At 64.4% G+C, this 18,292-nt stretch carries 16 protein-coding genes; 3 read left to right on the top strand and 13 right to left on the bottom strand.

Annotated elements, in window-relative coordinates:
• The first annotated feature begins 20 nt into the window (after nucleotides 1-20).
• Nucleotides 21-341, top strand: a complete 321-nt coding sequence (locus tag AC1MCD_RS04045; protein WP_498676071.1) for a Gfo/Idh/MocA family protein — start codon at nucleotides 21-23, stop codon at nucleotides 339-341.
• 162 nt (nucleotides 342-503) lie between these two features.
• On the opposite strand, the gene AC1MCD_RS04040 is transcribed toward AC1MCD_RS04045, so the two are convergent.
• From AC1MCD_RS04040 to AC1MCD_RS03985, 12 genes are all read right to left on the bottom strand, one after another.
• Complete coding sequence (locus tag AC1MCD_RS04040; protein ID WP_498676069.1) at nucleotides 504-1,967, bottom strand: sugar porter family MFS transporter; 1,464 nt, start codon at nucleotides 1,965-1,967, stop codon at nucleotides 504-506.
• Between the two features lie 11 nt (nucleotides 1,968-1,978).
• The gene (locus tag AC1MCD_RS04035; protein WP_498676068.1) at nucleotides 1,979-2,851 is read right to left on the bottom strand and encodes a sugar phosphate isomerase/epimerase family protein; all 873 of its coding nucleotides are present in this window, start codon (nucleotides 2,849-2,851) and stop codon (nucleotides 1,979-1,981) included.
• Between the two features lie 93 nt (nucleotides 2,852-2,944).
• A complete protein-coding gene (locus AC1MCD_RS04030; RefSeq protein WP_498676067.1) occupies nucleotides 2,945-3,958 on the bottom strand; it encodes a Gfo/Idh/MocA family protein in 1,014 nt (337 codons plus the stop codon).
• Between the two features lie 29 nt (nucleotides 3,959-3,987).
• On the bottom strand, nucleotides 3,988-4,905 hold the full coding sequence (locus AC1MCD_RS04025; protein ID WP_498676065.1) for a sugar phosphate isomerase/epimerase family protein: 918 nt from the start codon (nucleotides 4,903-4,905) through the stop codon (nucleotides 3,988-3,990).
• Nucleotides 4,906-5,005: 100 nt separating this feature from the next.
• On the bottom strand, nucleotides 5,006-6,520 hold the full coding sequence (locus tag AC1MCD_RS04020; protein ID WP_498676063.1) for a CoA-acylating methylmalonate-semialdehyde dehydrogenase: 1,515 nt from the start codon (nucleotides 6,518-6,520) through the stop codon (nucleotides 5,006-5,008).
• A 43-nt stretch (nucleotides 6,521-6,563) separates the two neighbouring features.
• A complete protein-coding gene (gene iolD / locus AC1MCD_RS04015; RefSeq protein ID WP_498678164.1) occupies nucleotides 6,564-8,492 on the bottom strand; it encodes a 3D-(3,5/4)-trihydroxycyclohexane-1,2-dione acylhydrolase (decyclizing) in 1,929 nt (642 codons plus the stop codon).
• A gap of 26 nt (nucleotides 8,493-8,518) precedes the next feature.
• Nucleotides 8,519-9,442, bottom strand: coding sequence for a Cgl0159 family (beta/alpha)8-fold protein (locus AC1MCD_RS04010; protein WP_498676061.1), 924 nt, complete (start codon nucleotides 9,440-9,442; stop codon nucleotides 8,519-8,521).
• On the bottom strand, nucleotides 9,439-10,473 hold the full coding sequence (gene iolC, locus AC1MCD_RS04005) for a 5-dehydro-2-deoxygluconokinase (RefSeq protein ID WP_498676058.1): 1,035 nt from the start codon (nucleotides 10,471-10,473) through the stop codon (nucleotides 9,439-9,441). The genes AC1MCD_RS04010 and iolC overlap by 4 nt, the downstream gene beginning before the upstream one ends.
• 202 nt (nucleotides 10,474-10,675) lie before the next feature.
• The gene (locus AC1MCD_RS04000) at nucleotides 10,676-11,080 is read right to left on the bottom strand and encodes a tautomerase family protein (RefSeq protein WP_498676056.1); all 405 of its coding nucleotides are present in this window, start codon (nucleotides 11,078-11,080) and stop codon (nucleotides 10,676-10,678) included.
• Nucleotides 11,081-11,441: 361 nt separating this feature from the next.
• Nucleotides 11,442-12,344, bottom strand: coding sequence for a succinate--CoA ligase subunit alpha (gene sucD / locus AC1MCD_RS03995; RefSeq protein WP_190991545.1), 903 nt, complete (start codon nucleotides 12,342-12,344; stop codon nucleotides 11,442-11,444).
• A gap of 10 nt (nucleotides 12,345-12,354) precedes the next feature.
• Nucleotides 12,355-13,524, bottom strand: a complete 1,170-nt coding sequence (gene sucC / locus AC1MCD_RS03990) for an ADP-forming succinate--CoA ligase subunit beta (RefSeq protein WP_498676053.1) — start codon at nucleotides 13,522-13,524, stop codon at nucleotides 12,355-12,357.
• Between the two features lie 223 nt (nucleotides 13,525-13,747).
• Nucleotides 13,748-14,455: a hypothetical protein gene (locus AC1MCD_RS03985; protein WP_498676051.1), complete on the bottom strand. Its 708-nt coding sequence runs from the start codon at nucleotides 14,453-14,455 to the stop codon at nucleotides 13,748-13,750.
• 391 nt (nucleotides 14,456-14,846) lie between these two features.
• Between AC1MCD_RS03985 and AC1MCD_RS03980 the strand changes: the two genes are divergently transcribed.
• Both AC1MCD_RS03980 and AC1MCD_RS03975 read left to right on the top strand, forming a co-directional pair.
• Nucleotides 14,847-15,515 (top strand): MBL fold metallo-hydrolase RNA specificity domain-containing protein, encoded by a 669-nt coding sequence (locus tag AC1MCD_RS03980; RefSeq protein WP_498676049.1) that lies wholly within the window; start codon nucleotides 14,847-14,849, stop codon nucleotides 15,513-15,515.
• Entirely contained in the window at nucleotides 15,512-15,640 is a 129-nt protein-coding gene (locus AC1MCD_RS03975) for a hypothetical protein (RefSeq protein WP_498676048.1), read from the top strand. Before AC1MCD_RS03980 ends, AC1MCD_RS03975 begins: the two co-directional genes overlap by 4 nt.
• Nucleotides 15,641-15,693: 53 nt before the next feature.
• On the opposite strand, the gene pcrA is transcribed toward AC1MCD_RS03975, so the two are convergent.
• Nucleotides 15,694-18,249 (bottom strand): DNA helicase PcrA, encoded by a 2,556-nt coding sequence (gene pcrA / locus AC1MCD_RS03970; RefSeq protein ID WP_498676047.1) that lies wholly within the window; start codon nucleotides 18,247-18,249, stop codon nucleotides 15,694-15,696.
• Nucleotides 18,250-18,292 lie beyond the last annotated feature (43 nt).

Below are 18,292 nucleotides of genomic sequence, written 5' to 3'. Positions count from 1 at the left end.
CAAGAGAAGGAAAAGGAAGTATGCGCATTGGCATCGTTGGATACGGAGCAGGAGGAAGATACTTCCACGCGCCCTTCATCGAAGCGGCCCCCGGCGTGGAATTGGTTGGCATTGTGGCCCGCTCGGAAGCGAAAAAGGCGCAGGCGGAAGCTGACTTCCCGGATGTGCCCGTTTATGGGAGCCTTGCTGAGCTGCTGGACGCCGGCGTGGACGCGGTCACCATCACCACGCCGCACCACACCCGCCATGACCTGCTCCTGGAAGCCATCGAAGCAGGCGTGCACGTGGTGGCCGACAAGCCCTTCGCCCCGAATGCGGAGGCAGCAGTGATCGCGCTGTAGCACCCTCTCTCACTTAACGCGGGTTTTCCACCATCCCTCTCTCACCGGGTGAGAGAGGGATGGTGGTTTTCCTGCATTAAGTGAGAGAGCGTCCTGGGCACCGCACCCGCTGGAGACAAAAAACGCCCGACGCCCGCCGGCGTCGGGCGTTCTTGCGTCACCTTAGCCGGATACGCCGGAGCGCTGCTTGAACAGGTGCTCCAGCTCCTCCAAGGATTTGTCCTTCGTTTCCGGGACGACGCGCTTGACCCAGACAATGGCACCCAGCTGCAGTGCCACGAAGATGAAGAACGTCGCCGAAACACCGATCCACGAGACCATCTGCGGGAAAAAGAACCCGATCAGGAAGTTGATCATCCACAGCACAAAGACGCAGATGCCCATGGCGATGCCGCGGACGTGCATGGGGAAGATCTCGGACATGGTCAGCCACGTGACGGTGCCGATGCAGCCCTGCATGGAAGCCAGGAACGTCACCATAAACAGCAGCACCAGGTAGCCGCGCAACGTGCTCTCCGGCAGGAGCATGGAGACGAGCGCGATGGCCGTCAGGGACGACGCCGTGCCGCACAGTCCCACAATCAGCATGGGTTTGCGGGGCACCCGTGTCATCAGATACATGCCGACGACGACGGCAGCCACCGACGTGATGCCGTTGAGGACGTTGGCAATCAGGGCGCCCTGGTCGCCGAATCCGGACGAGGACAGGATGGACGTCCCGTAGTACATGATGGCGTTGACGCCGCTGATCTGGTTGATGATGGCCATGCCGAGGCCCACCACGAAGATCCTGCGGATCCACGGCACGGTGAGGTCCTTGAACGTGCCCATCTTGGCCTGGTAGTCCTCACGGGCTGCCTGCCGGACCTCGTCGAACTCCGCGGAGACGTCACCGGCGGCGCGGGTGGAGCGCAGCACCTCAAGGACGGCTCCGAAGCGGCCGGCCGACGCAAGCCAGCGCGGGCTCTCCGGCAAGACCAGCATCCCGAACCACAGGATGACGGCCGGGAGCGTGGCGATCACCAGCATCCACCGCCAGACGTGCGTTTCTTCGGGGAAAAGGTTGCCCAGCACGGCGTTGAACGTGAAGGCCAGGAACTGGCCGGTGACGATCATCAGTTCGTTTTGTGTGACGATGCGGCCGCGCTGGGCCGCCGGCGACATTTCCGCGAGGTACACGGGGACAATCACGGAAGCCCCGCCCACCGCCAGGCCCAGCAGGGTCCGGGCCGCAATGAGCAGTTCAGTGCTCGGCGAGATGGTGCAGGCGATAGTGGCCACAATGAAGATCAGTGCCAGGCCCATGATGGTCTTGCGCCTGCCGAAGCGGTCCGAGAGCCGGCCTGCACTGATGGCGCCGAAGGCCGCGCCGAACAGGAGCGTGGACGTGACCAGCCCTTCGGTCAACGGGGTGAGGCCGAGGTCCCGCTGCATAAACGGCAGGGCGCCGTTGATGACACCGGTGTCATAACCGAAGAGCAGTCCGCCGAAGGTGGAGAAGAGCGCCACCTTCCGCATAAATTTCTTCGGATTGGCGGGCCTCGCGGGGTTGTTCTGTTTGGTGCTGCGGGGTGCGTCGGATTGGACTGTGCCGGGATTCGTGATGGTTCCGTTGCTTTGGTCCATCTTCCCCACCACTACTTGGCCTGTGCGACGTAGCTGCGCATCGTCTCCAGCTGGTAGCGGGAGACGTCCTCGGCGTTGTCGTCCTCGGCAAAGACACTGGACACCATGACGGTGTTGTCCTTGTCCAGGAAGCCGATTTCCTTGAGCCCGCCAAAGAAATCATCCCAGTTGACGTCGCCGTCGCCGATCTTCAGGTGCTGGTGGACGCGCACTGCGTTTCCGGGCGGGTTGGTGATGTAGCGCAGCCCGTGGGAGGCGTGGTGGTCCATGGTGTCCGAGACGTGGACCAGGCGAAGTTTGTCACCGGCGGCGCGCATGATCTCCAACGGCTTGTTGCCCATGTGGAACGAGTGGGAGGCCACGTAGACCATGCCGATGTTGGGCGAGTTGAGCCCGCGGATGACGCGGATGGCAGCCAGGCCGTCTTCGACGAAGTCGTCCGGGTGCGGGTCGATCAGGACGTCCATTCCTTCACGCTCGATGATCGGCAGCAGTTCCTCCATGGAGCGGTAGAAGGCGCGCTCGGACTCTTCGGCTTTCTCGGGCCGGCCGCTGAATTCGGTGTTCATGGTGCTGACGCCGAGGTCCACGGCAATCTGGATGGCACGCTTCCAGTAGCGGACGGCTGCCTCGCGGGCATCCTCGTCCGGGCCGGACCAGCGCAGGACCGGAAGCACCGAGGCGATCTCAACACCGGCGTCCTTACAGGCTTTGTTCAGCTGGACCACCAGTTCGTCGTCGGCCTTGGGGTGGTTGTAAAACGGGATCATGTCGGCGTGCGGGGTCAGCTGCAGGTATTTGTACCCGAGGTCGGCGGCCACGCGCGGAAATTCCAGCAGGCTGTGGCTGTGGTGGAACGGGGTGGGGTCCAGGGCGATTTTCATCGTCACTCCTTTGTGGATCGGAAACTTCGATGCTGCGTGCAGAGGCGGCCTGCCGGTCTGCTGCCGGCGGGCCGCCCCTGGTCCGGCCGGCTGTTAGCTGTACAGCGCCGGCTTGGTGTTGAGCTGGACTTTGACCTTCTCGCCCGACTTCTGTGCCTCGACACCGGCTTCGCAGCAGGCGGCGGTGGCGTAGCCGTCCCAGGCGGTGGGGCCGCCGATTTCGCCCCGGCGGGCGGCGTCCGCCCAGGCCTGGACCTCGACGTCGTACGCCGCACCGAAGCGGTCCTCGAACCCCGGGGCGACGTTGCCGCCCCACTTGCCGGCGGACTGGATGTACGGTCCGCTGTCCCCGCCGATGCTGACGATGCCGTCCTCGAACGAAGCCTGCGTGGCCACCTGGTAACCGAACTTGGCGTTGACGTAGATTTCGACGTCGGCCAGGACACCCGATTCGGTCTCCAGCAGGACGTGCTGCGGGTCGTGCTGGCCGTTGGGGGCATTGCGTGTGGCTTTGCCGAGGCGGACCTGGACGGAGGTGATTTCCTCACCGGTGAAGTAGCGGATTGCATCAAACTCGTGGACCACGGAGTCGTTGATGAGCATCTCGTTGGTGAAGCCCTCGGGGGTGCTCGGGTTGCGGTGCTGGTGGTGCAGCATCAGCAGCTCCCCCAGTTCGCTGTTACGGATGATCGAACCCAGCGCCGCGTACTCCGCGTCGAAACGTCGCATAAAACCGACTTGGATGCGCTTGTGGCCCAGTGCCGTTTCGGCTTGGACCACCTTCCAGGCGCTCTCCGCATCGGGCGTGAGCGGCTTTTCACAGAGGATGGGAAAATCCTTCTCCAGTGCCTTGTACAGGATTTCCTCGTGCAGGAAGCCGGGGGTGGCAATCAGCACGGCGTTGACGTCGCCGTTGTTGAGCGCTTCGTCGGCGCTGGCGAGCGCCACCGCGCCGTCGATGCCTTCGATGGCGGCCTGCGCCCGTGCAAGATCGACGTCGACGACGGCGGCTACTTCGGCGCCGTGGATGCGGGTGCTGAGCCGCTTGATGTGGTCGGCTCCCATCCGGCCTGCGCCGATGACGGCCACGCGGAGAATGTCAGTCATTGTTCTGTCCTTTGGTGAGGTTCGGCTGGTTACTGGACCCGCGTGCGGGAGCCACAGGAGAGCAGGTAGTTGCGGGTGCGCTTGGCGATGGGCATCGGGACGTCGAAGGCAACGGGGTACATGTCCTGTTCCACGATGCCGAAGATCGGGCGGTTGAGGGCTTCAACGGCTTCGATGACTGCACGCAGGTCGGGCAGGCCGTTGGGCGGCTCGGTCATAACGCCGGCCAGGTTGGCCGCGGCCCAGGTCATGTTTTCCTCGTTGACCTTCTTGAGGATCTCCGGGTTGATCTGCTTCAAGTGCAGGTAGCCGATGCGGTCCGGGTAGTTTTTGATTAGCTCCAGGCTGGATGCCCCGCAGTATTCTGCGTGGCCGGTGTCCAGGCACAGGTTCAGGTACTTCGGGTCCGTAGCTGCCAGCAGGGTTTCGATGTCCTGCTGGGCACCAACGTGCGAGTCGGCGTGGGAGTGGAACTGCTGCTTCAGGCCGAAGTCCTCCAGCAGAACCTTGCCCATGCGGTTGTGGCCGTCGAACAGGTCAGCCCACGCCGCCTCGGTGAGCTGACCGCTTTCGACCGCTTCGCCGGTGACATCGTCACGCCACATGGCCGGTATGACCACGATGTGTTCGCCGCCCATGGCCGCCGTCAGTTCGGCCACCTTGCGGGCCGGCTCCCAGGCTTCGTCGTACTGATTGGCGCCACGGTGGAAGGCGGTGAAGACCGTTCCGGCGGTTACCTTGAGGTCGCGTTGTTTGAGTTCCTCAGCCAGGCGGGTGGGGTCGTTGGGCAGGTAGCCGTACGGACCGAGCTCGATCCACTTGTAGCCGGACTCTGCAACTTCATCCAGGAAGCGTTCCCACGGGGTTTGCTGGGGGTCGTCCGGGAACCAGACACCCCAGGAGTCGGGTGCGGTGCCGATGATGAGCTTGTTCTCGACGTCTGTCATGACTTTTCCTTCTCATCGATTGCTCCGTAATGGCCCTTTTGGACGCTCAAAACGGCGGTTACGGAGCAGTCGATGGTGGTTGTGAGGGTGGCGGTGGTTGTTAGTTGGAGGGGAAGTTGTAGCTTGCTCCAGAGGCGTGGGTGGGTTCGGGCCAGCGGGAGGTGACCACTTTGCCGCGGGTGTAGAAGGAGACGCCTTCGGGGCCGTAGATGTGCTTGTCGCCGAAGAGGGATGCTTTCCAGCCGCCGAAGGAGTGATAGGCCACGGGGACCGGCAGCGGCACGTTGATGCCGATCATGCCCACGGTCACGGAGCGCTGGAAGGTGCGAGCGTTCGCGCCGGAGGAGGTGAAGATGGCGGTGCCGTTGCCGTACGGGTTGGAGTTGATCAGCTTGATGCCGTCTTCCAGGGTGTCGACGCGGACGACGACGAGCACGGGTCCGAAGATTTCCTCGGTGTAGGCGGTCATTTCGGTTTTGACGTGGTCCAGGACGGTGGGGCCGACCCAGAAGCCATCCTCGTGGCCGGGAACCACGAGGTCGCGGCCGTCCACCACCATGGCCGCTCCTGCGGCCTCGGCTTCGGTGACGATCTTCACGATGCGTTCCTTGGACGCGGGCGTGATGACCGGGCCCATTTCGGCGTCGGGCACGGTGCCGTTGTTGACCTTGACGGCCAGGGCACGTTCTTCGACCTTTTTGACGATCAGGTCTGCGGCGTCACCGACGGCGACCGCGACGGAGATGGCCATGCAGCGTTCGCCGGCGGAGCCGAACGCAGCGGCGGCGAGGTGGTCGGCGGCGTTGTCGAGGTCGGCGTCGGGCATCACGATGGCGTGGTTCTTGGCCCCGCCGAGGGCCTGGACGCGCTTGCCGTGCTTGGTGGCGGTCTCGTGGACGTACTGGGCGATCGGGGTGGAGCCGACGAAGGAGATGCCGTCCACGTCCGGGTGGGTCAGGAGCCCCTCGACGGTTTCCTTGTCGCCGTGCAGGACCTGGAAAACGCCGTCGGGCAGGCCGGCCTGCTTCCAGAGCTTGGCCAGCAGCATCGAGGCGGACGGGTCACGTTCGGAGGGCTTGAGGATGAAGGCGTTGCCGGTGGCGATGGCCATCGGGGCCATCCACAGCGGCACCATCACCGGGAAGTTGAAGGGGGTGATGCCGGCGACGACGCCGAGCGGTTCGCGGAAGGAGAAGACGTCGATGCCGGTGGAGACCTGGTCCGAGTAGTCGCCCTTGAGCAGCTGCGGGATGCCGCAGGCGAACTCGATGACTTCCAGGCCGCGGCCGATCTCGCCCTTCGCGTCGGAGAGGACCTTGCCGTGCTCGGCGGTGATCAGTTCGGCGAGGTCATCCACGTGGGCGGCGACGAGTTCGCGGAACTTGAACAGCACGGCGGTGCGCTTGGCCAGGGAAATATCGCCCCAGGTATCGGCGGCCTTGCGGGCCGCGGCGACGGTGGCGTCCAGGTCCGCCCGGTTGGCCAGTCGCAGCTGGGCCGAGACGGCACCGGTGGCCGGGTTGTAGACGGGCTGGGTGCGGTCGCCTTCGCCGGCGGTCTCGGCGCCGTTGATGAAGTGGCTGATGGTGGTGGTCTCAGTGGAGGTGGCAGTCATGGGACTCTTCCTTGAGTAGTCGAAGGGGATGAAAAGCGGGAGCTTAGCCGAGCAGCTTGCGCTGTCGGTTCTTGTGGTCGGTGTAGGTCTTGTAGGCCTGCTGGGTGGACTCGAGGTCGGAGACCTGCGAGACGGGCACGTCCCACCAGGATTCCGAGCTGGGTGCATCCAGCAGCGGATCGGATTCGACGTGGATCAGGATGGGTCCGCCGCGTTCGGGGGCGGCCTTGGCGTCCCGGATGGCCTGTTCGAGTTCGGCGATGACCTTCTCCCCCGGTTCGATCCGGACCACCTTCACGCCGAGGGACTCGGCGTTCAGGGCCAGGTCCACCGGCAGGGTGTCACCTTCGTCAAAGCTGTGGGCTTCCTCGTTCAGGGCCCGGTACTGGGTGCCGAACCGCTGCGAGCCGAGGGATTCGGACAGGGATCCGATGGAAGCGTAGCCGTGGTTCTGGATCAGGACCACAATCAGCTTGATGCGTTCGGCGACGGCGGTGACCAGTTCGGTGTGCATCATCAGGTAGGAGCCGTCCCCCACCATGACCACAACGTCGCGCTGTTCACCACCGCGCGCGGCTTCCGCCAGCGCCGCTCGCTTCACACCCAGGCCGCCCGGGATTTCGTAGCCCATGCAGGAGTAGGCGTATTCCACGTGGTAACCGAACGGGTCCCGGACCCGCCACATCTTGTGCAGGTCCCCGGGCAGGGACCCGGCAGCACAGATGACCACGTCTGCCGGCTCCATGGCCCGGGACGTAGCGCCGATGATCTCGTTCTGGGCCGGCAACGGCGTGAAGCGGGTATCGAAGGCTTCGTCCACGGTGGCGTCCCAGCGCTTCTTTTCGGCTGCGATCTGCTGTTCGAGGTCCGCGCCGACGCGGTAGCCGCCCAGGGCTGCGTTGAGCTTGACCAGGGCCTTGCGCGCGTCGGCCACGATCGGCAGCGTGGTGCCGTGCTTGTATGCGTCGATCGCGGCCACGTTGATGTTGATGAAGCGCACGTCCGGGTTCTGGAACGCAGTCCGCGACGCGGTGGTGAAGTCCTCGTACCGGGTGCCGATACCGATGATCAGGTCCGCCTCCGCCGCGATGGCATTCGCCGCCGTCGTGCCGGTGGAACCGATCGCACCGAGCGAGAACTGGTGGTCCCAGGGCAGGACGCCGACGCCGGCCTGCGTGTTGCCCACCGGGATGCCGGTCAGTTCGACGAACTTGGCCAGTTCATCGTTGGCGTAGGCGTAGAGGACGCCGCCGCCGGCCATGATCAGCGGACGCTTCGCGGCACGGATCGCCGCAGCGGCACGGGCGATGTCCTCGTCGTCGGCGTCCGGGCGGCGGATCCGCCACTCACGCTCGGCCAGGAACTCCTCGGGCACGTCGAACGCCTCCGCCTGGACATCCTGCGGCAGCGAGATGGTCACGGCGCCGGTCTCAGCCGGATCCGTCAGGACCCGCAGGCCGTGGTGGAACGCCGAGAACAGCTGCTCGGGCCGGGAGACGCGGTCGAAGAACTTGGACAGCGGCCGGAACGCATCGTTGACGGTGATGTCGTAGGCGTAGGGCTGCTCCAACTGCTGCAGGACCGGGTCCGCGGCGCGGGTGGCGAACGTGTCAGATGGCAGCAGCAGGACCGGCAGCCGGTTGGTGGTGGCCAGCGCCGCACCGGTCAGCAGGTTCGAGGAACCCGGCCCGATCGAGGTGCTGATCGCGAACGTCTGGCGGCGCCGGGTGTGGCGGGCGTAACCCACGGCCTGGTGGGACTGGGCCTGCTCATTGCGCCCCTGGTAGTAGGGCATGATCGCCGGATCCAGCTGCTGGTACTGCTTCAGCGCCTGCCCAACACCGGCCACGTTGCCGTGCCCGAAAATCCCGAACATGCCCGGGATCAGGCGCTCCCGGTACTCCTCGGCACCAACCGTGTCGACGGTGTACTGCTTGGACAGGTACTCGACGACAGCCTGGGCCACCGTCATTCGGCGGGTTGTTGTTCCCACGATGATTACTCCGATACTTTCGCTGAGGACTGCAGCACAGGGGTCTTGAGGAGCGAGGCGGCGGTGGCGACGGCTCCGGCCACGTCGCCGTCGGCCGGATACAACAGTGTCCGGCCGACCGTAAGGCCTTGCACCCCGGGCAGCGCGAGGGCTGCCTGCCAACTGGCGAACACCTCGTCCTGGGTGCCTTCCGGGTCCCCGCCGAGGAGCACTGTGGGCAGCGTGGTGGCCGCCATGACGCGTTCCATCTCCGCCACCACGGGCAGCTTCATCCACGTGTAGGCGCTCGTGGAGCCCAATCCCTGCGCGATCGCGATGGATTTGATCACGGCGTCCGGGCTGAGGTCGTTGCGGACCTTGCCGTTCTGCCAGACCGAGAGGAACGGTTCCACCATGGCGATCAGCTTACGTGCGGCAAGCGAATCGACGGCCCGCGCCGTGGCTTCCAGGGCGGAGGCGGTGTCCGGGTCGCCGAGGCAGATGCGGGTCAGCATCTTGCCGCCGTCGGCACCCAGTGCGGACAGGGCCTCGGCGGTGTGGCCGGTGAAGCGGTCATCAATTTCATTGACGAGCCCGGCCAGGCCACCGCGGTTCATGGAACCGAAGACAAGTTTGCCTTCCAGTGCCCCCAGCAGGAGCAGGTCATCCATGATGTCCGGTGACGCGAGCACACCGTCCACGGCCGGGTTTGCCAGGGCGATCTGGAGGCGGTCCAGCAGGTCAAGGCGGTCCGCCATGGCGACGGGGTCGTTGCCAACGGAGAGGGCTCCGCGGGCGGGGTGGTCGGCGGCGACAATAAAATTCTGGACGCCGTACTTCAGCCCCGGGTGGCGCCTGCGCGTCGCTGCGGCGCGGGCCACGGCGTCGGGATCTTCGAGCCGGAGGGCGCTGAGGTGCTGGTAGCGGCGGGGATCGTCGTTGGCGCTCAAGACGCTGCTCCTTCGGAAACTGCTCCGTGGGACGTAGCTGCGGCTGCACCGGCGAACGCGGGCACCAGCCGGCCGCGCTCGGCCAGCAGTGAGGTGACCTCTTCCGGCGTCGGCATCGCATCAGCACAGGACAGGCGCGAGGCCACAATGGCACCCGCCGCGTTGGCGAAGTCAAGCACCTCGGCGAGCGGCCAGCCGGCCAGCAAGCCGTGGCAGAATGCGCCGCCGAAGGAATCACCGGCGCCCAGTCCATTTACGGTCTCCACCTTGACCGGTGCCGATACCACGCGTTCCGTGCGGGTTTTGGCCATCACACCTTCTGGCCCGAGCTTCACGACGGCGATCTCGACCCCGGCAGCCAGCAGGCGGTCAGCCTGTTCGTCGGGTGTGCCTTCTCCAACCGCGACGGCGCATTCCTTGTCATTGCCGATCGCGACGGTGACGTGCGGCAGGATCCTGGCGATCTGTTCCCGGGCTTCCTCCTCGGATGCCCAGAACATGGGCCGGTAGTCCAGGTCAAGGACCGTGAACTGGCCGATCTTCAGCTGGTCGCGGTCCCGGGCCTCATGGGCCTTCAGATGCGCTTCCCGGCTGGGCTCCTGGCACAATCCGGTCACGGTGGACCAGAAGATGCGTGCGTCCCGGATGGCGTCCAGGTCAAGCTCTTCGGCCCTGATCTGCAGGTCCGGGGCCGTGGGGAACCGGCCATAGAAGTAGAGCGGGAACTCATCCGTAGCCGGCTTGATCGCACAGAACGTCACAGCAGTGGGCCATTCCTTGACGGGGGTGACGAATGAGTCGTCCACGCCGAACTTGCGAAGCTCGCGGTGTAGGTAGATGCCGAAGGCGTCATCGCCGGTGCGGGTGATCACGCCGGTCCGGCGGCCATGCCGGGCGGCTGCCACGGCTACGTTTGAGGGTGAGCCTCCGAGGTACTTCCCAAAGGACTGCACGTCCTCCAGATCCACCCCGATATCGTTCGGGTAAATATCAACGCTGATGCGCCCGATCGTGAGCAGTTCGTGGTTCACGGTAATCGCGGACCTTTCTGTTGTGAACTCTTGCGGGACGGAGCTCCGGTGCCTGGCCGGACCGCACGTGAGCGGGGCCACAACCACTACTCTGCACCACAATTCATGTCCTGTCAAAGGTTTGTACTGACATAACTACAACGAAACGTAGTCTTCTAAAAAAGTGTTCCCGGCGGCCCCAAAATGGGCGCCCGGAAAGCCTTTATTTGCGCGGAATCGCCAGTTCGCCCGTGACATATTGCGCGCGGCCGAAACCAAATGACCAGTCGCTGGCGCTGTTTTCCACATATCCCAGGAAGACGTCTTCGCCAGCGACCCCGACCTCTGCGAGTCCCGTGGCAATGGCCGCGAAGAGGGACTGCTTGGCTTCCTGGCTGCGGCCGCCCTGCGTGAAAATCTGAATCATCACCACGTCCGACGACCGCTCAAAACCGAGACCCGCATCCTGGGCGAATATCTGGCCCGGGGCGTGCTCTGTGAGGATATGGAAGTAGTCCCGCTCCGGAATGCCGTACTCGGCCAGGATGGCGTCATGGATCCGGCGGCTGAGGCTGCCGAGTTCCTCGGGGCTCCGGCCTGCGTTGACATCGATTCGAACCAGCGGCATCGCGCGTCTCCTTCATGGTTTGTCCTGACATACTAACAAATTAAAGCATTGCCGAACAAGAGGGTTGCGGGCTTTCTTGGTGGGCAGCGCCGGATTCTGCTCCATCCTTGGCTCCGCCGCAGAGCGCATCAGCGGCATGCCGCGCCCCGGAGTCGTGCCCCGCCGAATGATTGGGCAGAATCCGGCACGGAAGGAGTTAACGACGACGGCGCCCGCCGCCTTCCAAGGGAAGGTGACGGGCGCCGTCGTACTTTGAGCAGCACTGCGCCTTAAACAGCAACGCGGGGTCACTCCCTGCCCAATCCAGCCTCTGGAAGGGGCAGGGAGTGACCCCGCGTTGTGGTGCTGTGGTGCTTGGAACCTAGAGCGCTGCGTAAACTTCGCGCAGCAGCGTAGCGGTCTCGGACGGCGTCTTGCCGACCTTCACGCCAGCAGCCTCGAGGGCTTCCTTCTTGGCCTGGGCGGTTCCGGCGGAACCCGAGACGATGGCGCCGGCGTGGCCCATGGTCTTGCCTTCGGGAGCGGTGAAGCCGGCCACGTAGCCAACAACCGGCTTGGTGACGTTGGCCTTGATGAATTCGGCAGCGCGCTCTTCAGCGTCGCCACCGATTTCACCGATCATCACGATCGCCTTGGTCTCGGGGTCAGCTTCGAACGCAGCCAGGGCGTCGATGTGGGTGGTGCCGATGACGGGGTCGCCGCCGATGCCAATGGCGGTGGAGAAGCCAAGGTCGCGCAGTTCGTACATCATCTGGTAAGTCAGGGTGCCTGACTTGGAGACGAGGCCGATGGGGCCCTTGCCGGTGATGTTGTTCGGCGTAATGCCAACCAGCGCTTCGCCGGGGGTGATGATGCCGGGGCAGTTCGGTCCGATGATGCGGGTGACCTGGTTGCCGTCAGCGTCAACGGTGGACTGGGCCAGTGCCCAGAACTCGGCGGAATCCTGGACGGGCACGCCTTCGGTGATGACAACTACGAGGCCGATGCCGGCTTCGATGGCTTCAACAACGGCATTCTTGGTGAATGCCGGCGGGACGAAGACGATGGAGACGTCGGCACCGGTTTCAGCCATGGCTTCCTTGACGGTGCCATAGACGTTGATTTCGGCGTCACCGTGCAGGACGGTGGTGCCGGCTTTGCGGGCGTTGACGCCGCCGACGATGTTGGTGCCGGCCTTGAGCATCAGGGCGGTGTGCTTGGTGCCTTCGCCGCCGGTGATGCCCTGGACGATGACCTTGGAGTCCTTGTTCAGATAGATAGACATGGTGCGTCCCTTACTTAGCTGCGTTGGCGAGCTCGGCGGCCTTGTCGGCGCCCTCGTCCATGGTGGCGGCCAGGGTAACCAGCGGGTGGTTGGCCTCGGCCAGGATGCGGCGGCCTTCCTCAACGTTGTTGCCGTCGAGGCGGACGACCAGCGGCTTGTTCGCGTTCTGGCCCAGCTCGGCCAGCGCACCGACGATGCCCTTGGCAACGGCGTCACACGCGGTGATGCCACCGAAGACGTTCACGAACACGGACTTGACCTGCTCGTCGCCGAGGATGACGTCGAGGCCTGCAGCCATGACCTCGGCGGAAGCTCCACCGCCGATGTCCAGGAAGTTGGCGGGCTTGACGTTGCCGTGGTTTTCACCGGCGTACGCAACAACGTCCAGGGTGGACATGACCAGGCCGGCACCGTTACCGATGATGCCAACTTCGCCGTCCAGCTTGACGTAGTTCAGGTCCTGAGCTTTGGCCTTGGCCTCGAGCGGATCCGCAGCGTCCTTGTCCTCAAGGAGGGCGTGCTTGGCGTGGCGGAACTCGGCGTTCTCGTCCAGCGTCACCTTGCCGTCCAGTGCCACGATGTCGCCCGCGCCGGTCTTGACCAGCGGGTTGACCTCCACGAGGGTGGCGTCTTCCTTCTTGAAGACATCCCAGAGCTTAAGGATCACGGCGGCGACCTTGCCGCGCAGTTCCTCAGCGAAGCCTGCGGCTGCAACGATTTCGTCAGCCTTGGCCTGGTCGATGCCAACGGCGGGATCGATAGCGACCTTGGCCAGCGCATCGGGGCGTTCGACGGCGAGCTGCTCGATTTCCATGCCGCCTTCAACCGAGCACATGGCCAGGTAGTTGCGGTTGGCCCGGTCCAGCAGTACGGAGAAGTAGTACTCCTCGGCGATGTCGGCACCCTGGGCAATCATCACCTTGTTAACGGTGTGGCCCTTGATGTCCATGCCCAGGATGTTGGTGGAGTGCTCAAGTGCCTCATCAGCGGTCTTGGCTACCTTGACGCCGCCGGCCTTGCCGCGACCGCCAACCTTGACCTGTGCTTTAACAACTGTCACGCCGCCGATTTTTTCGGCTGCTGCTTTTGCTTCTTCTGGGGTGTACGCCACGATGCCGGCAAGCACGGGTACACCGTGCGCCTCGAACATATCGCGCGCCTGGTATTCAAACAGGTCCACGGGTTAGTGTCCTTCTACGTCGAAGTAGTTTCTGTACAGTCGGGCACCATCGTCAGACGATGACCGGGCTGCGGATTGCAATCACCTGCGACCAGTTCGGAAACGAGCCACAGCGTGCGATGCTCCACTCGGAACTCTAGTCCTCTCTGAGGACCGGCCCGTTCCACAGTACCTCTTATGTGAGTAAGCACACTATTCTATGGAGCGTAGAAAAACCCCTAGATTACGGGGTTTTTGCGGCTTCTGACGGGGCCGGCGCAGCGGTCCGGGCAGCTTTGGAAAAAGCTTCGTAATGATCCTTGGCGACGAAGAAGGCGACACCGCCGGAGACATTTCCGCACGCCACGCCATGGTTGTACGGCGAGCAGCGGATGCCGTTCCGTTCCAAGTTGGCGCCGTCGGCCAGAACGGGCAATTCGCTGATCGGGCCGGTCTTGCTCCCCTTGGGCCCGTAAGTCGCCTCCATTTGTGTGACACCTGAACGGCATTCCCCGTAGGTGGCTTTCTCCGGGCTGAGCAGCGCCGTCCCCCCGAGGTAGCCCAGACCGGTGCCGGCGCAATCGTCTTTGATATCGACGGCGGCAGGCTTAGGGTAGTTCGCCAACTGGCAGTGCGCCACCGGAACAGTGGCTAGTTTGTCGTTGGCGCTGTCGGTGAAGCTGTTCAGCTCGTACGGGAGGTTGAGGTGCTCGCCTTTGGCGGACGTCAGCGAGCACACGATGTTCCTGTCCTCGGTGATGAACGACAGTACGTCCTGGCCGGCCCGGAACCCTGCCGGGTCCACCAGTGCCGCCCGTTCAAGCTGTTCCAGGGGCGGCAGCGGCGGCGGCGCAACGTAGCCCCGGTCCTCAGTGGTGATGGTGCAGGCAGTGGCCGCCAGCAAAGTGAAGGCGGCGAAGATCCCCAGAACAGTCCGTCGCATGGTCCCCATTATGCTTCATGGCTGCGGCTGCACCGGAGCGCCCGCCCGGCCGCTGGCGCTGGGATCAGCCCACCCCGCCGTTCAACCGTGGCCGAATAAATTTCCGCGGCGTGGGCTGTTTCCACTCAGGCACATACTTGGCGTGCCTCAGCCCATTCCCGGAATCCCGCATCTAAGGAGCGCCCCGTGGAGAAGCAGCAGTCGCCGGGGCTGAGGTTTCTCGGCGCAACGGACACTGTGACGGATCCAGGTACCTGGTCCAGTCACACGGGAAGCAAATTCTGGTCGAATGCGGGCTCTTTCAAGGCTACAAACAGATTCGGGATCGAAACCGCGTAACTTTTCCCGTCAGTCCCGCAAGCATTTCACCGGCGATCTCGGCCGGGCTGGCGATCCCCTCATGTATCCGCCCAGAGCCCTGGAATCCGTCGACGTGCTGGTGACTGAATCCACCTACGGGAACCGGGCACACCCCGGCGGAGACCCCGAGGCCGAACTGGGCGAGATCATCACGCGCGTCGCCAAAAGGCAGGGTGTGATCATGATCGTGGCCTTCGCCGTGGGGCGGGCCGAGACGGTGTTGCTGCACCTGTCCCGCCTAACGAGCAAGGATGCCATTCCGAACATCCCTGTCTATCTCAACAGCCCGATGACCATCGATGCCTCCGGCATGTATCAGCGCCACCGTGAAGAACACAGGCTCGAACAACACGAATTTGAAGCGATGTACAAACTGGCCACCCCCGTCCGAAGCGCCGATGATTCCAAACTGCTCAATCTCCGGGGCGGGCCCATGATTATCCTGTCCGCCAGCGGCATGCTCACCGGCGGCCGGATCCTGCATCATCTGGAAAACTACGGCCCGGACCCGCGTAACGTGATCATCCTCAGTGGATACCAGGCCGCCGGAACCAGGGGCGCGTCCCTCGCGGCGGGCGAGCAACATCTGCGCATCTACGGCCGGGACATCCGGATCGGCGCGGAAGTCATCCAGATGGAAGGCCTGTCCGCCCACGCGGACGCCGACGAGCTGATCCAATGGCAGACGCCCCCACAGCACCGGCCATGACGTACATCACCCACGGTGAAGCCGACTCGTCCGATGCCATCCGCATCCGGATCAAACGCGAGCTGGGGTGGAAGGCCCGTGTGCCCGAGTACCTTGAATCCGTCCCAGTAGACGATCCTTACTAGCCTCGGCCTGCCCGCAGTTCCGTTCAGGCGTCCGGTGCCTAAGCGTGCGGTGCTTAGGCGTCCAGTTTGGTCAGCGGCGCGTAGCGGAGCAGGAGCCGCTTCTCGCCGACGTCGAACTTCACCTTGGCGACGGTCTTGTCGCCTGCGCCTTCGAGGGCCAGCACGGTGCCGTTGCCGAAGCTGGTGTGGTTGACCTTGTCCCCCACACTGACGGCCACGATTTCCTTCTGTGGCTGGACCCGGTTCTTGGCGATGACCGCAGGAACGTCTGCGTTGAACCCGGCTGAGGAGTCTGCGGCGGCCCCGCGGGACGTGCCGGCGCCCCAGAACGATCCGTTGTAGCGGCCGGAGCCGATCGACGCACCGCTCCCCCACCCGCCGGACTGCCGGCTGGTGCCTTCGCGCTTCCACTCCACCAGCTCGGACGGGATTTCCTCGAGGAACTGACTGGCCGGGTTGTACTGGCTCTGGCCCCACATGCTGCGGACTTCGGACCGGGTGACGTAGAGCCTCTTGCGGGCGCGGGTGAGGCCCACATAGGCCAGCCGGCGCTCTTCGGCGAGCTCCTTGGGATCCGTGGCCGAACGCTGGTGCGGGAACAGCCCGTGCTCCATGCCGGTCAGGAACACCACCGGGAATTCGAGGCCCTTGGCGGTATGCAGGGTCATCAGCGTGACCACGCCCAGGCGCTTGGCCTCCGCCACGGCGGCGTCGATGTCCGCCCCGGGAGCGTCCGGGATCTGGTCCGCGTCGGCCACCAGGGACACCTGCTCCAGAAAAGCACCCAGGGACCCTTCCGGGTTCTCCTGTTCGTATTCACGCACGACGGCGACGAGTTCCGCCAGGTTCTCCACGCGGGACTCATCCTGTGGATCAGTGCTGGAACGCAGCCCGGCGAGGTAGCCGGTCTGTTCCAGTACTGCTTCCAGTGCCGCGGCAGCACCCGAGCCGGTAGCGACTTCGGCGAGGTCATCAAGGAGTTTCACGAACCCCAGGACGGCGTTAACGGAGCGCGTTGCCATGCCGGGGGCTTCCTCGGCCCGCCGGGCCGCAGCCATGAACGACATCCGCTCCCGCGACGCAAGCGCCGCCACGGCGCCCTCGGCGCGGTCACCGATGCCGCGCTTGGGTTCGTTGAGCACCCGGCGCAGGTTGACGTCGTCGTCCGGGTTCACCAGGACCCGGAGGTAAGCGAGGGCGTCCTTGATTTCCTTGCGTTCGTAGAAGCGGGTGCCGCCCACCACCTTGTACGGCAGGCCCACGCGGACCAGCACGTCCTCTATGGAGCGTGACTGAGCGTTGGTGCGGTAGAAAATGGCCACGTCACCGGGGCGGAGGTTGTCCTCGTCCTGGAGCCGGTCGATTTCTTTGGCGATGAACCGGGCTTCATCGTGTTCGTTTTCGCCGACGTAGCCGATGATCTTGTGGCCATCGCCCTCGGCCGTCCACAGCCGTTTTTCGGGTCGGTTGGGGTTGCGCGAGATCACGGAGTTTGCCGCGCTGAGGATGTTCTGCGTGGAGCGGTAGTTCTGCTCCAGCTTGATGGTGCGGGCGGCCGGGTAGTCCTTCTCGAACTCTACGATGTTGCGGATATCCGCACCGCGGAACGCGTAGATTGACTGGTCCGAGTCGCCCACCACCGTGAGCTCGGACGCACCCGGGCCTTCGCCCACAATCTCCCGGACCAGGGCGTACTGGGCGTGGTTGGTGTCCTGGTATTCGTCCACCAGGACATGCCGGAACCGGCGGCGGTAGGAGTCCGCGAGCGCAGGGAACGCCCGGAACATGTAGACGGTCTCCGCGATGAGGTCGTCGAAGTCCATGGCGTTGGCCTGGCGCAGCCGCTGGGTGTAGCCCTTGAAGACGTCCGCCACGGCGCTTTCGAATGGATCGTTGAAGTTGGCGGTGGAGGCGAACGAGTCGGCGTCGATGAGTTCGTTCTTCAGCGCGGAGATCTTGTGCTGAATGGCCTTGGGCGCGAACTTCTTGGGGTCCAGGTCAAGGCTTTTGGACACCTGAGTGACCAGTCGCAGGGAGTCCGCGGAGTCATAGATGGAGAAGTTCGACTTCAGGCCCACGTTCGCCGCTTCCTGGCGCAGGATACGGACGCACGAGGAGTGGAACGTGGAAATCCACATGATCTTGGCCCGGCCGCCCACCAATACCGCGATGCGCTCCCGCATCTCGGCGGCAGCCTTGTTGGTAAAGGTAATGGCCAGGATTTCGCCGTAATGGGCGCGGTGCGTGGCAATCAGGTAAGCGATCCTGTTGCTGAGCACGCGGGTCTTGCCTGAACCGGCGCCAGCCACAATCAGCAGGGCGCTGCCGGCATGCATAACGGCCTCCTCCTGCTGCGGGTTCAGCCCCTGCAGCAGCTCCGCGGCATTCGGCCGGTGGTGCGGCTGGTCTTCATTGCCCTCACCGCGGGGCTGCTGGCTGGCCCAGCCGCCGGTGCGCTGGGCGCTGTCAGCCGGGCGCTGGTGGCCGGTCCCGCCGCCACCCAGTTCGGCAGCCTGGGAAAGGCCTTCCGGGCGCGACTTGGTGCGGGCTGAGGCTACCGATGCGGCCTTGAACGGTCCGTCAGAGTACGGGTCAAACAACATATCCATGGTGCCTACAAGTCTAGGCGGTGGGGCTGACAGTCAGGTCCAA

Source organism: Arthrobacter sp. BF1 (assembly GCF_056680215.1).
The sequence above is the reverse complement of the archived record's forward strand: the minus strand, read 5'-3'. Positions and strand labels throughout refer to the sequence as shown.